Here is a 13,406-nt window from a genome sequence, read left to right as displayed (position 1 = left end):
TAAGTTTACCAGTAAAACAAAGTACATATGACCAACAGTTTAAAAATCGTACTTGCTTTAGTCGTAATCTTGACGGGATGTAATAAAAGAATAGAAACATCCAATCTGTTGTTGGGATCATGGTCAATAGAAGAAATTCAATGGATTTCCAATGATACCACGGTACAGAGAAAACCAGAGCAAAAAGGCCTTTTATTGATAACACCTGAACGATACAGTCTCAGTTGGACTCCCATAGAAAAACACCGAAAACCTTTTCAAAGCTTAAGTAATCCTACAGATAATGAGGTGTTGGAAGGGTTTAAGACCATAGTATTCAACATGGGAAGTTATAACGTCTCAAATTCCGAGTTTGTTACTAAATCACATCTATCAAAAGTTCTAGGGTTTGAAGGCGGGATGCAATACTTTAAGTTTGAGGTGACAGATAATAAAATGGTGTTGATTTTATTTGATGAGACCTATCCGAACGGAGAAAAGCCGGATTGGTATGGAAAATGGGAAACAAAATTCAGTCTCGCCAGATTATAGAAAAAGACATCGAACTTATAAATTTTTAAAATCGAAAAACCTAGATAATTCGTTATATATCATTAAAAATCATTAATTTAGAATATTGGTTTTTTAACTAAAAAAACAATGGCTATGCAAAAAAAATGTAAAAAAATTCGAAAAAAGGGGGTATCGGTTGTATTCACAATGATATGCATTCTGACAGTGGGAACAATGGAGTTGTTTGCATTTCAGCAACAGGAAACAGCTGAAAAATTCACACAGTATAAAGGGGAAGTTGTCGATGAAGCATCTAAAAAGCCATTGGTATTTGCATCACTGGCCGTAGAGGGTACAAATATTAGTACCATCACCAATACAGAAGGTAGCTTTATTTTAAAAGTCCCAAATAATATTACAGATGGTACGGTCGTTGTCTCTTTCTTAGGATATAAGAGCAAAGACATCGAGCTTTCAGAATTAAAGCCCAATAAAAATAAAATTTCGCTTCAAGTTTCTCTCACCGAATTATCTGAAGTAAATATAAACGTACCTAAAGATGCTGGAGCCCTAGTAAGGGAAACCCTTGCAACCAAAGGCGACAATTATTTTGAGGACCCTACACTGATGACAGCATTTTATCGTGAAACCATAAAGAAGAGAAGAAAAAATGTATCGCTATCAGAAGCTGTGGTAAATATCTACAAAACACCATACCATTCGCAACGTAGAGATGCAGTTGAACTTTATAAAGCCAGAAAAAGTACGGATTACAGTAAACTGGACACTGTGGCCCTCAAATTACAGGGAGGTCCGTTCAATACTTTATATGTAGATATCATGAAGTATCCTGAATATATCTTCGCCGAAGAATACCTTTCAGACTATAAGTTCAGTTTCAGCCGCTCCACCAGGATAAACGATAAATTAATTTATGTTGTAAAATTTGAGCAATTGGAATCCATAACAGAGCCTTTGTACGCCGGTGAGCTATTTATAGACGTAGAGAATAAGACATTGACAAGTGCCATATATTCCCTTAATATAACGGACAAGAACAAGGCCGCTGCACTTTTTGTGCGCAGAAAACCTGCAAATGTAGACGTATGGCCAACCGAAGTAGCATACCGTGTTGATTATAGGGAAAAAGGAGGGAAATGGTATTACGGATACAGCAATGTATTGATGGAATTCAAGGTAGATTGGAGCAATAAATTGTTTAACTCGGTGTATAGTATGACTGCGGAAATGGCCGTTACCGACTGGGAGAAGAATTTGGATGGCAAGTTTCCAAAAAGCAGGGAAAGATTAAAAAAATCCATTATTTTAAGTGATGAGGCCGTAGGCTTTTCAGACCCTGATTTTTGGGGTGAATATAACATCATCGAACCGGAAAAATCAATAGAATCAGCCATAAAAAAGATACAGCGTCAGTTGAAAAGATCAAAATCCAACGGTAGTAGTGCATCTAAACCATAATAGATTCACACAAGATTTTTAATAGAGGCCACCAAAACAATGGTGGCCTTTTTGTTTCTATTTTATCAACAATTTTTGGTCATCGGCCTAAAGGTTTTAACTTCAAGGCATGAAAAATCCCATTTAAATGATAAAAAGGAGAAAATTCATCAACCTAACAGCTTTACTATCTACGACGGCACTCTTACCGAATATTACTTTTCCAGAAAAAAAAGATTTAGATAAAAATTCCAGATTACTACCAAAGCATTTAGAAAAAGGCAATACCATTGGCCTTATTGCACCGGGATATGCCGTTAGTCCAGAAACGCTCAAAAGAATAAAGAAAGAGGTGAAAGAAATGGGATTTATACCCTTTCATACGGACCGTATTCATGGCAACCACGGTTATTTTAGTAACACTGATAAAGAAAGGGCAGCAGACCTAAACGAAATGTTCGCCAACTCAAAAGTAGATGCAATTCTTTGTGCACGGGGTGGGTATGGCTGTACTCGTATTATGCAAATGATAGATTATGAGAATATAAAACTGAATCCCAAAATACTTGTAGGATTCAGCGATATTACAGCTTTATTGAACGGCATTCAAAAAGAAACCGGACTTATTACCTTTCATGGTCCCGTAGGTAGCACAATTGAGGATGATTACAGCCAACAAGAGTTTACAAATACATTGATGCAACCCAATTACCCACAACCAATCACCAATGTTCTGTTGAAGGATCAGGAAATGATAAATAATCCAGAATACGAACGCTATACCATTACATCGGGCATATCCACCGGAAAATTGGTTGGCGGCAGTCTTACCCTCGTAAATGCGCTTGTAGGAACACCACATGAAATAGATTTTACTGATGCCATCGTTTGTTTGGAAGATGTTGAAGAAGCTCCTTACCGAATAGATAGAATGCTAACACAACTCATTGAAGGCGCTAGCTTCAAAAATGCCAAAGGAATTGTTTTTGGAGTTTTTGCTGGTTGTAATTCAAGCTCCAATTCCAAATCTTTTACACTAAAAGAAGTAATTATGGACAGAATAGCGCCTTTGCAAATCCCTGCGGCCTACGGCATGAGTTTCGGACATGTACCAAATAATTTTACTTTTCCCATAGGCATAAATGCAAATTGGGATGCCGATAAAATGACTTTGGAAATTTTGGAAAAAGCAGTGTATTGATTACTATTGTAATAACGGAGAATGATCTTCATTTTTTAGTTCAAAATTTAAAGGCACAATGTTGCTGCCAAAAAAACAGTTTACCTCCCTGTTTACAGTGATGAAAATTTCCCATATTTAGGAGATTCTTCCTTACAAAATAAAATATTTGCTTAAATCTTGATGAACGTTTAAAGAGATAATCAATATTAACAAAATCAATAGCCCCAATTTTATTCATTTGTAAAGTTTAACCAATTATCCAGTATTCTATGAAAAACGTAGTACCACATTTTCAAAGACCCATTAAAAGCAAAGATGAGCCCCGCATCGATGTTTCTTATTGGGATAAAGCTATGGATGCTTACGATGCCAAAAATTATAGGAATGCATTGCTAGAGACCATAAATTATATCAATTCCAATCTATTGCAAGGCAAAGATACCGAGGGAGATATCGATATTGTACAGGGACAGGGATCGGCAGAAATACAAATTACCATTACAAAAGATAACTTTTTGGTTAAGGCACCGTTCGTAAAAATTACGGATGATTCCAATAAAGTGGCCTTGTTCCGAAGGGTTGCCGAAATCAACTTTAATCCGTTGACATTGGCACAAATCCATCTTATTGATGGTGCATTGTGGTTTGAATATGAAATGCCCATAACGCTATGCCAACCCTATAAAGTGTATGATGTGCTACGGGAAATAAGCGTATACGCCGATAATTATGACGATGAGTTTATAGATAAGTACAAAGCCGACTTTTATCAAGAACCAAGAGTAACGCCATTGACAGAGACAGAAAAAGAAAAAGTATGGCAACAAATCAGCAATATCCTGGAAGAATATAAACAATACAGCAATTTTTTTAAAGAAAAAAGATGGGACGATTTTCAGTGGGACATTGCTGTTCTTTCTATCCTAAAAATAGTGAACATGCCCTATGTGCATGGCACACTAAGGACCAAATTAGAAGAATATGTGGGCAATCTCTTCAATGGCCAAATCGATTTTAAGTACAGAATAGACAAAGGCGTAAGTTTCATGCAAAAGCTATGTGCCAAATCAAAAGAAGAACTTATGCAGGACATCTACCATGCAGAAGCATTTATCTCTTTAAAATGGCGTAGTTCTACCCAAATACTTCAAAACGATGCCAAGAATATGGAGAATAACGTAAACAAATATGTAAAAGATGGCAACAATATGATGCTTTGCTATTATTTACAATACTCGTTCCTGCACATCATCTATAATTTCAACTTGGAAGAACATCATAAAAATGCCATTTATGATGTTCTTGAGAAAGTCTCTGAAAAAGAGCTCCACCAGGCCGCGCCCATGCTTTTGAAAACCTATCATGGATTTTTAGATGGTAACATCAAAAGTGCCAATACTGCTAAAAGTTCTAAAAAAGGGCTGTTCTCAAAACTATTCGGTTAATCTACAAAGAATAAAAAATGGAAAATATAAGAAAATCAGTTTTCAAAATTGTAACTGCATCTGGTACCGGTACTGGATTCACAGTAAGCGGACACAACCAGGTAATTACGAATTACCATGTGGTCAAAGGCGAAAAAGTGGTAGCCGTAGAAGATTATAAAAAAGATAGGTTTGTGGCCAATGTGGTTATGGTAAATCCTGAAGTAGATTTAGCATTCTTAAAGATTGAAGGTTTTGAAAACAAAGAGACCGATATTTCCCTACAGGAAGAAATCATTGTGGCCAACACCCAAAAGGTATTTATAAATGGTTATCCCTTTGGCATGCCCTATACCATAACAGAAGGTATTGTTTCTTCTAGTAGTCAACCTATGGGAAATAGAAATTATATCCAAACAGATGCTGCCGTAAATCCAGGTAATTCCGGTGGCCCAATGTTGAACGAAGCTGGAGTCCTCATCGGTGTAACGACTTCAAAGTTCAACAACGCGGACAATGTAGGATTTGGAATAAAGCATTTGGACTTGATTAAGGAAATTGAAGACTTTTCCTCCGTTGAAAATCCGGTTTACAGTGTAAAATGTAATTCTTGCGACAGTTATACGGAGACAGAATCTGAATTTTGCAACAACTGTGGAAATAACATGGATATTTCCATTTGGGAAGAATTTGAAAAGAGCCATTTTGCACAGTTTGTAGAAAATGCCCTTACAGAGCTGGGAATAAATCCCGTTTTAGGAAGAGCAGGTAGAGATTATTGGGAATTTCATCAAGGCAGTGCCCTAATTCGAATCTTTGTTTTTAAACGGGATTACTTAGTTGCTACATCGCCATTGAATAATCTACCCAAAAAGAACATTCAAGAATTGATGACTTACTTACTAGAAAAAAATGTAGAACCTTACTATTTGGGAATACATGAAAACAAGATTTATATCTCTTACAGGGCACATCTTTCTGATATTTTTACGGACCACGTAGATACCGTGAAAGAGAATTTGAAGAATTTGGCCCTTAAAGCAGATGATTTGGATAATTTCTTTGCGGACAATTACGGCTGTGAAATGGCCATAGAAGCCAAGGAAGATATGTAAGTTTTCCATTGACCAATCATAAAAGCCCATCCAAGAATTTTGTATGGGCTTTTTTATTAAAACAATTCTGGAATACAATAGTTTAATCCTATGGCTATGCTGAACTTAATTGCCTGACGGAGTAGCCAACTTTCAACATCCAACTATTTTCCAATCATCATAATGTAATCCTGATGTAAATTCAGGATGACGTATTACCTTCAATCAAGTATAAGTATACAAAGCCGCCGTACTATTTATCAAACTCTTTAATCGTTTTTACAATAATATCAACACAATCCATCAATTCTTCTTTGGTCATCACCAAAGGTGGAGCAAAACGTATGATATTACCATGGGTCGGTTTGGCCAATAGACCATTTTCTTTTAGAGCCATACAAATATCCCATGCTGTGGAACTATCTTCAGAATCATTGATTACTATTGCATTGAGCAGTCCTTTACCTCGTACCAAACGTACTAAGTTGGTCTCTTCTATTAGTTTTTCCATTTCTTCACGAAACAACTGACCCAACTCAAAAGCATTTTCCGCCAAATTCTCATCCCTAACTACTTCCAGAGCCGCTATGGCCACAACACAGGACAAAGGATTTCCTCCAAATGTTGAACCATGGTTTCCCGGGCGGATTACTTCCATTACATCACTGTTTGCCAAAACAGCAGAAACGGGCAATACACCACCAGAAATTGCTTTTCCCAAAATCAAGACATCTGGTTTTACATCTGGAGTACCGGAGCAATTTTTATCTGGACATGAACAATTACCACAGGTAGCCAGTAAGCGTCCAGTACGTGCTATACCTGTCTGTACCTCATCGGCCATAAAAAGTACGTTCTTGGATTTGCATAGATCAAAGGCTTCCCTAATATAATTATCGTCAGGAACGTAAACCCCAGCTTCACCCTGTATGGGCTCAACCAAAAATGCCGCAACATTTTCATCTTTTAAAGCTTCCTGCAGGGCATTGATATCATTATAACGAATTGAAACAATACCAGGAGTGAAGGGTCCAAAATTTTCCGTTGCAATAGGATCATTGGACGCAGATATGATTGAAATTGTACGCCCATGAAAGTTGTTTTGACAGACAATTATTTTAGCCTGGTTTGCTGGAACCCCCTTTTTCTCATATGCCCATTTTCTAGCCAACTTCATGGCAGTTTCAACGGCTTCGGCACCCGTATTCATAGGCAATAGTCTGTCATAACCAAAGAAATTGGTCGCAAATTCTTCGTATTTGCCCAATACATCATTATAGAATGCCCTGGAAGTAAGGGTCAAATTTTCAGCTTGGTTTTTCAGAGCCTCAATAATTTTTGGGTGACAATGCCCTTGGTTTACAGCAGAATACGCGGAAAGAAAATCATAATACTTTTTGCCTTCAATGTCCCAAACATACACACCTTCTCCCCTGCTTAAAACAACAGGTAGTGGGTGATAGTTTTGTGCGCCATATTTGTTTTCTAAATCTATCGCTTGTTGCGAAGTCAAATGTTCTAAAACAGCCATTTTAAATGTGTTTAAATTGATAAAATAACCATTCCTGCAATACCTTTATCCTTTCGAAGTTTCGAAAATTCAGCGTGGGAGAGAAATCATCCCTTGGAGAACCTGCAAATTACAAATTATTGTATCAACCCAAAATTTTATTGTTAAATTCTAAATAAGGGCAACATAAAATTTAGATACAATTTAAGAGCAACGCCCACTACAAATTCTGAAAAGAGGTTATTTTTGCCAGATGCGAAAAAAGAACAGGCAACAAACTTTTGAAAATGTTGAGGTTGTAGATGCGGGTGGCAAAGGAAAATCAGTGGGTAAAGCTCCTGATGGAAGAATTGTTTTTCTATCCAATGCAGTGCCCGGCGATGTTGTGGATGTAAGGGTTACCAAAAAACGAAAAGCATTCTTTGAAGGAATTGCAACTCGTTTTCATCACTATTCAGACAAAAGAACAACGCCGCAATGTGAACATTTTGGCGTTTGTGGTGGATGTAAATGGCAACACATGGGTTACGAGCATCAACTCAATTTTAAACAAAAAGAGGTCGAGAACAAACTAAAACGCATAGGACACCTTGAAATACCGACCGTGACTCCTATCCTAGGGTCAAAAAAACAATACTTTTATCGAAATAAAATGGAGTTTTCGTTTTCGAGCAATCGTTGGTTGACAGAAAGCGAAATAAATTCAGAAGTTCAGATCGAAGATAAAAATGCGCTTGGTTTTCATATACCGGGAATGTGGGACAAGATCTTGGACATAAAAAAATGTCATCTGCAAGAAGACCCTTCAAACACAATTCGCTTGGAAGTAAAAGATTTTGCAGTCAAAAATGGACTTTCATTTTTCAATCCAAGAAAACAGGAAGGATTACTTCGCACAATGATGTTGAGGACTGCATCAACAGGAGAAATTATGTTGCTCATTCAGTTTTTTGAAGACAACAAAGAAAAACGCGAGCTACTTTTGAATCATATTGAAACTAAATTTCCTGAGATTACATCATTACAATATGTAGTGAACCAAAAACAAAATGACACAATCTATGACCAAGAGATAGCATGCTATGCAGGTCGCGACCATATTTTTGAGGAGATGGAAGGATTGCAATTTAAAATAAATGCCAAATCTTTTTATCAAACCAACTCAGAACAAGCCTACGAACTGTACAAGATCACTCGTAATTTTGCTGGGCTTACAGGAAATGAGTTGGTTTATGATCTATACACGGGCACGGGTACTATAGCACAATTTGTTGCCAAAAATGCGAAACATGTTGTTGGAGTAGAATCCGTTCCTGAAGCTATTGAAGATGCAAAAGAAAATGCCGTTCGCAATGGTATTTCCAATGTCCAATTTTTTGTGGGTGATATGAAAAATGTTTTTAATAACGCATTTATCGAAGAGAACGGTAAGCCCGATGTTGTAATTACGGACCCCCCCCGTGATGGAATGCACAAAAACGTAGTTGATCAGCTTCTTAAAGTTGCCCCGGAAAAAATAATTTACGTTAGTTGTAACAGTGCAACACAGGCTAGGGATTTAGCATTGTTAAAAGAAAAATATCATGTTGAAAGGGTACGGCCCGTTGACATGTTTCCACAGACCCATCACGTTGAAAATGTTGTACTTTTGAAAAAGCGGGTATAATTTTTGTTTAAATCTGTTCTACATTAAAATGAAGAAAATACTTCCCATCTTACTTGTAAGCTGCTTAATCGGATATTTCGCATCGTGCGAGAAGGATGATATTTGCGTTGATGGCGACACCCCCCTGCTTGTTATCGGTTTTTTTGATGCGATAGATACAACATTATCCAAAGACGTCCCCTCACTTAGAATTAAGGAAGTGATTTTGGATACGGTCATTAATACGATAGTGGATAGGTCCAGTTCTTTGGATTCCATCGGTATCCCGCTCCGCATTAATGCTAGCAGTACCACTTTTGCGTTCATTACAGATTCTGCAGACGATTCGGACGCTGAAACCGGTAATATAGACACGTTGACAATCAATTATGAAACTCGAGAAGCTTTTATTTCCAAAGCATGTGGTATTGTTGCCAACTATAATAATTTAAATATTACACTGCCTGAAAATGAGGATAACTGGATTCAAGATATCAGTATCTCACAACAAACTATAGAAAATTCCAATAATATCCATGTCAAGATATTTCATTAGTCTTTTTTTCATTTTTATTTCCTTTGTGCTCAGCGGCCAAGATAAAACTATTGACCTTCAACCAAAGGACACAGTTGAATATAAACAAGAATATGGATTAAGGGTTGGAGCCGATTTAAATAGATTGTTGTTTTCTTTTATTGATGAGGATTATACTGGATTTGAACTGGTCGGTGATTATCGCCTTACACAGAAAATGTATCTGGCAGCTGAACTTGGAAACGAACAAAAAACCCAGACAGAAGGTGTGGGCAACAGCCCTCTTTATAATTTCACTTCTTCCGGCAGCTATATAAAGCTTGGTGTAGATTTGAATACCTATGAAAATTGGTATGGCATGAACAATGCCATTACTATAGGTGGGCGTTATGCTTTTTCGAGTTTTAGCCAAACTTTAAATGAATACAACATTTTTAATAGCAATCGTTTATTCAATCCTGATGGGTTTTTAGTAGGAGCACAGGAGGGTGAGGAATTTAGCGGTCTAAGTGCTTCTTGGTTGGAATTTGTGTTGGGTTTGAAGGTAGAACTTTTTGCCAATATTTACGTTGGCATGAGTGCACGAATGGGCTTTTTGATTACGAATACTGAAGAGGAGCGTTTTCCCAACCTTTGGATTCCAGGATTTAATAGAGTAACGGATGGCAGTAACTTTGGGGTTAGCTATAACTATTCCATCTCCTATTTTATTCCCCTTTACAAAAAATCAAAAAAGAAGAAAGATGATAAACCAGAAAAAAAGGATGAGTTTTAAGTTCCATCCCTTCTAAAAATCTCATAAAGGCCGTACAAATGAAAAATACTTTAATTAATTATATTGAATTTAAGGCCAGAGACCTTGGAGCAATCAAAGAGTTTTACCACAAAACCTTTGGATGGGTCTTTACCGATTATGGACCTACTTATACTGCATTTTCCAAAAGCGGCATTGAAGGAGGTTTTGAAACTACTGAAGAAGAAATAACAAATGGCGTTTTGGTGGTTCTCTACCACGAAAATCTTAAGGAGATTAAAAACGATATTATTGCTGAAGGAGGAAAAGTAACTCTGGATATCTTTTCTTTCCCTGGTGGTCGTAGATTTCATTTTACAGATCCATCCGGTAATGAACTGGCTGTCTGGTCAGACAAATAGTAAATTTTCGATTTTCTTCAAAAAGGTTTTATATTTCCCGCACTCCCTTAATAAAAATCCACTTCATCAAAACTTTTTCACCTTTATCGGTTTTAATGGCACCAAATTTTGGTGCTAATACATTCGCTATAATAGCAGATGTTACAGCTAAGAATATAGGATTGATCGGCAAATAATACCCCAAAGCCAAACGGGCGATAAGAAATAAAATCACAAAGGCCATAAAATTATATAGCAAAGCTTTATGTTTTGGTTTCATAACTTATCCGTTTTATACTTGGCTTTTTTGCTGCCTTCGTACATCTCATACTTGACCAATCTAGATTCCAATTTACCGTTGAACGTCTTTATCTTTCTGGAAGGCCTAAGACCCACGTGTTTTAGAGCTTCAAGATTGGACGTAATTAACCATGCGTTTGTACCTGGATAGCTTTGCTTAAGCGTATTTCCTATCTTGGCATAAAAATCTTCAACATCAATCTGAAGCCTTTCACCGTACGGGGGATTAAAAACCATATGTAATTTGGTATCTACAGGCTTTTCTGTCCTAAAGAAATCTTTGCGCTCAATGGTCACATATTCGGTCAAATTAGCATTATCTACATTTTCTTGTGCTTTTCTTGTAGCAGAAGGAGCTTTATCATAACCAATTATCTTATGATGGAACTCTCGGGTTTTATTGAGACTTGCCGCAACAATCTTTTTGTGCAGTTCTTGATTATAATCGTTCCATTGCATAAAAGAATAAGATTCTCGATTAATGTTTGCTGGAATATTGCAAGCAATCATACCCGCTTCTATTAAAAAAGTGCCACTCCCACACATGGGATCTAAAAAATTTGTATTTCCGTCCCAGCCACTTGCCAATAAAAGACCTGCTGCCAAAACTTCATTTATAGGTGCAATATTTGTTGATATGCGATAACCTCTTTGATGCAAAGATGCACCGGAACTATCCAAAGAAACCGTACAAGAGTTTTTATATAGGTGAATGTTGATTCTGATATCCGGATCATGTGTATTGACACTGGGTCGCTGTCTTGTTATGTCTCTAAATTTATCAACAATAGCGTCCTTTGCCCTTTGCGAAACGAATAAAGAATTATTGAATACTTCAGAATTCATTGTAGTATCGATGGCAAAAGTTTTATTGTAGTCAAAAAAGTGGTCCCAGTCAAGAGCGTAAACTTGTCTATATAGATCTTTCTCATTGAAAACCCTAAATTTTGCAATTGGCTTCATTATTTTCAATGCGGTACGTAAACAGATGTTTGCTTTATATAAAAATCCTGTATCCCCTTCAAAGACAACGTTCCTAACGCCTTCTTCAACGTTTCCTGCGCCAAGATTTCTCAATTCCCTTGCCAATAAAGGTTCAAAACCATAAAAGGTCTTTGCCAACATTTTAAAATTCCCTGTCATCCTCAATAAAAACTTTCAGTAAAAATAGGCTATTTTTACGCCTTCAACCTAGCTTATGAAATTTCCTTATTTATGGATTTTTGGTGTCCCAATAATTGCTGTTTGGGCAAGTTTCGTATTTGTTTTGGTAATTAGACCAAAAAACAAAAAGAACATTAAGCTTTTATTGTCTTTTAGTGGCGCTTTTTTGTTGGCATTAACTTTTTTTGAATTGCTGCCCGAAGTTTATGAAGACAATGACCCAAAAGTTATAGCAGTATTAATTTTGGTAGGGATTCTTCTTCAAGTCTTTTTGGAATTTTTTTCCAAAGGAGCAGAACATGGGCATATGCACTTTAATTTAAAAGAGAATAAATTTCCGTTGTTATTATTTTTAAGCCTCTCACTACATGCACTCATAGAAGGTACTCCAGTGGATGTTGGCAATTCTATTATTTACGGAATTATTATCCATAAAATCCCTGTTGCAGTAATTTTAAGCATCTTTTTGATAAATTCTAAAATGAAAACTAGTTTTGTTTTACTATTTATCGGAGCATTTTCCTTAATGACGCCTCTGGGAAGTTTTATTTCCATAAAATCGCCGTGGGTGGATAATTATGGTCATTTGTTGACGGCATTGGCGATTGGCGTATTTCTTCATATTTCCACAATTATTCTATTTGAAAGTTCGCAAGGGCACTCTTTTAATTTACGGAAGATTGTAGTAATTATTTTGGGTGTGGGGATAGCTTATTTAGTATAGAAAGTTCAATGAACTATTTCATAAATCATTAACCAATGACTAAAAGCTCCACCAAGTACAAAAAAGTGCCAGATTAAGTGATTAAGTGGTATTTTTTTTATTGCATAAAAAGTTATACCTATAGTATAAAAAGCACCACCTAATCCAAGAAGTAACAATCCTTCACTCGATATGTTTTCAGAAAGAAACCTGTAATCGATTATAATGAGCCATCCCATTATACCATAAAGTACCAATGAAAAGATTTCAAACTTACCGGTAAAAAACAATTTTAATATTGTTCCAAAGAATGCAATACCCCAAACTAGATAAAAAAGCAACCAACCTTTGGAATCCAATAGTATGGTCAAACAAACTGGTGTGTAAGTTCCAGCTATTAAATAGTAGATACTGATATGATCTAAAACCCGAAGTTTTCTTTTTAGTTTTGGATTCGTTATGCCATGGTATATGGTAGACGCAATGAACAAAAGTAAAAGTGAAACATTGTAAATAATGATACTAACTTTTAAAAAAGGTTCTTTATTTAAATCTTTTTTAAGTAAAATCAGAAATCCAACGATAGCAAGTACCGCTCCAAAAGCATGCGAATATGCATTCCATTTTTCTTCTACCAATAAAGATTTGGGGATGGAAGTCAAAAAATCCTGCTATTTATATTGTTTCCCATGTTTGATAACGATATCCACATTTTGCAATAAGCTAATGTGCCTGAGCACATCCCCTTTTACCGCAATGATATC

At 36.4% G+C, this 13,406-nt stretch carries 15 protein-coding genes (1 of these 15 only partly in view); 10 read left to right on the top strand and 5 right to left on the bottom strand.

Translation table 11 applies throughout. The features are described from left to right. Positions 1–27: 27 nt before the first annotated feature. The 5 genes from HME9304_RS12865 to HME9304_RS12840 all read left to right on the top strand — a co-directional run bounded on the left by HME9304_RS12865 (position 28) and on the right by HME9304_RS12840 (position 5,672). On the top strand, positions 28–531 hold the full coding sequence (locus HME9304_RS12865) for a lipocalin-like domain-containing protein (RefSeq protein ID WP_112378970.1): 504 nt from the start codon (positions 28–30) through the stop codon (positions 529–531). A gap of 195 nt (positions 532–726) precedes the next feature. After that, entirely contained in the window at positions 727–1,971 is a 1,245-nt protein-coding gene (locus HME9304_RS12860; protein ID WP_239023276.1) for a carboxypeptidase-like regulatory domain-containing protein, read from the top strand. A gap of 127 nt (positions 1,972–2,098) precedes the next feature. Then, positions 2,099–3,151, top strand: a complete 1,053-nt coding sequence (locus HME9304_RS12855) for a S66 peptidase family protein (RefSeq protein ID WP_112378969.1) — start codon at positions 2,099–2,101, stop codon at positions 3,149–3,151. Between the two features lie 251 nt (positions 3,152–3,402). Further along, a complete protein-coding gene (locus HME9304_RS12845; protein ID WP_112378967.1) occupies positions 3,403–4,578 on the top strand; it encodes a type III secretion system chaperone family protein in 1,176 nt (391 codons plus the stop codon). A gap of 17 nt (positions 4,579–4,595) precedes the next feature. Continuing rightward, the gene (locus HME9304_RS12840) at positions 4,596–5,672 is read left to right on the top strand and encodes a trypsin-like peptidase domain-containing protein (RefSeq protein ID WP_112378966.1); all 1,077 of its coding nucleotides are present in this window, start codon (positions 4,596–4,598) and stop codon (positions 5,670–5,672) included. Positions 5,673–5,904: 232 nt separating this feature from the next. On the opposite strand, the gene rocD is transcribed toward HME9304_RS12840, so the two are convergent. Beyond that, a complete protein-coding gene (gene rocD / locus HME9304_RS12835) occupies positions 5,905–7,182 on the bottom strand; it encodes an ornithine--oxo-acid transaminase (RefSeq protein WP_112378965.1) in 1,278 nt (425 codons plus the stop codon). Between the two features lie 232 nt (positions 7,183–7,414). Between rocD and rlmD the strand changes: the two genes are divergently transcribed. The 4 genes from rlmD to HME9304_RS12815 are packed head-to-tail and all read left to right on the top strand — an operon-like array spanning position 7,415 to position 10,496. Continuing rightward, positions 7,415–8,827, top strand: a complete 1,413-nt coding sequence (gene rlmD, locus HME9304_RS12830; protein ID WP_112378964.1) for a 23S rRNA (uracil(1939)-C(5))-methyltransferase RlmD — start codon at positions 7,415–7,417, stop codon at positions 8,825–8,827. A 28-nt stretch (positions 8,828–8,855) separates the two neighbouring features. Beyond that, positions 8,856–9,362: a DUF6452 family protein gene (locus HME9304_RS12825; RefSeq protein WP_112378963.1), complete on the top strand. Its 507-nt coding sequence runs from the start codon at positions 8,856–8,858 to the stop codon at positions 9,360–9,362. Further along, positions 9,343–10,116: a DUF6048 family protein gene (locus HME9304_RS12820; protein ID WP_112378962.1), complete on the top strand. Its 774-nt coding sequence runs from the start codon at positions 9,343–9,345 to the stop codon at positions 10,114–10,116. Before HME9304_RS12825 ends, HME9304_RS12820 begins: the two co-directional genes overlap by 20 nt. A gap of 38 nt (positions 10,117–10,154) precedes the next feature. Then, complete coding sequence (locus HME9304_RS12815) at positions 10,155–10,496, top strand: VOC family protein (RefSeq protein ID WP_112378961.1); 342 nt, start codon at positions 10,155–10,157, stop codon at positions 10,494–10,496. A 28-nt stretch (positions 10,497–10,524) separates the two neighbouring features. Here the strand turns inward: HME9304_RS12815 and HME9304_RS12810 are convergent, their stop codons facing one another. Then, complete coding sequence (locus HME9304_RS12810; RefSeq protein WP_112378960.1) at positions 10,525–10,755, bottom strand: hypothetical protein; 231 nt, start codon at positions 10,753–10,755, stop codon at positions 10,525–10,527. Continuing rightward, positions 10,752–11,918 carry a THUMP domain-containing class I SAM-dependent RNA methyltransferase gene (locus tag HME9304_RS12805; RefSeq protein WP_112378959.1) on the bottom strand — a complete coding sequence of 389 codons (1,167 nt, stop codon included), beginning with the start codon at positions 11,916–11,918 and terminating at the stop codon, positions 10,752–10,754. The genes HME9304_RS12810 and HME9304_RS12805 overlap by 4 nt, the downstream gene beginning before the upstream one ends. Positions 11,919–11,973: 55 nt before the next feature. Here HME9304_RS12805 and HME9304_RS12800 point away from each other — a divergent pair, with 55 nt between their 5' ends. Further along, positions 11,974–12,663: a ZIP family metal transporter gene (locus HME9304_RS12800; protein WP_112378958.1), complete on the top strand. Its 690-nt coding sequence runs from the start codon at positions 11,974–11,976 to the stop codon at positions 12,661–12,663. Positions 12,664–12,668: 5 nt separating this feature from the next. On the opposite strand, the gene trhA is transcribed toward HME9304_RS12800, so the two are convergent. Together trhA and HME9304_RS12790 are read right to left on the bottom strand one after the other, a co-directional pair. After that, positions 12,669–13,304: a PAQR family membrane homeostasis protein TrhA gene (gene trhA, locus HME9304_RS12795; protein ID WP_239023275.1), complete on the bottom strand. Its 636-nt coding sequence runs from the start codon at positions 13,302–13,304 to the stop codon at positions 12,669–12,671. A 9-nt stretch (positions 13,305–13,313) separates the two neighbouring features. After that, positions 13,314–13,406: the 3' end of an amidohydrolase family protein gene (locus HME9304_RS12790; protein ID WP_112379822.1), read on the bottom strand. The gene runs 1,245 nt beyond the window's last position; the window shows 93 of its 1,338 coding nt (coding positions 1,246–1,338); its start codon lies off the right edge, out of view; it ends in the stop codon at positions 13,314–13,316.

Origin of the sequence: Flagellimonas maritima, from assembly GCF_003269425.1 — a bacterium.
Lineage (GTDB): Bacteria > Bacteroidota > Bacteroidia > Flavobacteriales > Flavobacteriaceae > Flagellimonas > Flagellimonas maritima.
This window is presented reverse-complemented; position numbering and strand designations above follow the sequence as displayed.

Bases quoted from the DNA above. Each gene is read 5' to 3' on its own strand.
- HME9304_RS12840 (WP_112378966.1), top strand. From the start codon at position 4,596: ATGGAAAATATAAGAAAATCAGTTTTCAAAATTGTAACTGCATCTGGT.
- rlmD (WP_112378964.1), top strand. From the start codon at position 7,415: ATGCGAAAAAAGAACAGGCAACAAACTTTTGAAAATGTTGAGGTTGTA.
- HME9304_RS12810 (WP_112378960.1), bottom strand. From the start codon at position 10,755: ATGAAACCAAAACATAAAGCTTTGCTATATAATTTTATGGCCTTTGTG.
- HME9304_RS12865 (WP_112378970.1), top strand. From the start codon at position 28: ATGACCAACAGTTTAAAAATCGTACTTGCTTTAGTCGTAATCTTGACG.
- HME9304_RS12855 (WP_112378969.1), top strand. From the start codon at position 2,099: ATGATAAAAAGGAGAAAATTCATCAACCTAACAGCTTTACTATCTACG.
- HME9304_RS12815 (WP_112378961.1), top strand. From the start codon at position 10,155: ATGAAAAATACTTTAATTAATTATATTGAATTTAAGGCCAGAGACCTT.
- HME9304_RS12805 (WP_112378959.1), bottom strand. From the start codon at position 11,918: ATGACAGGGAATTTTAAAATGTTGGCAAAGACCTTTTATGGTTTTGAA.
- HME9304_RS12800 (WP_112378958.1), top strand. From the start codon at position 11,974: ATGAAATTTCCTTATTTATGGATTTTTGGTGTCCCAATAATTGCTGTT.
- HME9304_RS12860 (WP_239023276.1), top strand. From the start codon at position 727: ATGGAGTTGTTTGCATTTCAGCAACAGGAAACAGCTGAAAAATTCACA.
- rocD (WP_112378965.1), bottom strand. From the start codon at position 7,182: ATGGCTGTTTTAGAACATTTGACTTCGCAACAAGCGATAGATTTAGAA.
- HME9304_RS12825 (WP_112378963.1), top strand. From the start codon at position 8,856: ATGAAGAAAATACTTCCCATCTTACTTGTAAGCTGCTTAATCGGATAT.
- HME9304_RS12820 (WP_112378962.1), top strand. From the start codon at position 9,343: ATGTCAAGATATTTCATTAGTCTTTTTTTCATTTTTATTTCCTTTGTG.
- HME9304_RS12845 (WP_112378967.1), top strand. From the start codon at position 3,403: ATGAAAAACGTAGTACCACATTTTCAAAGACCCATTAAAAGCAAAGAT.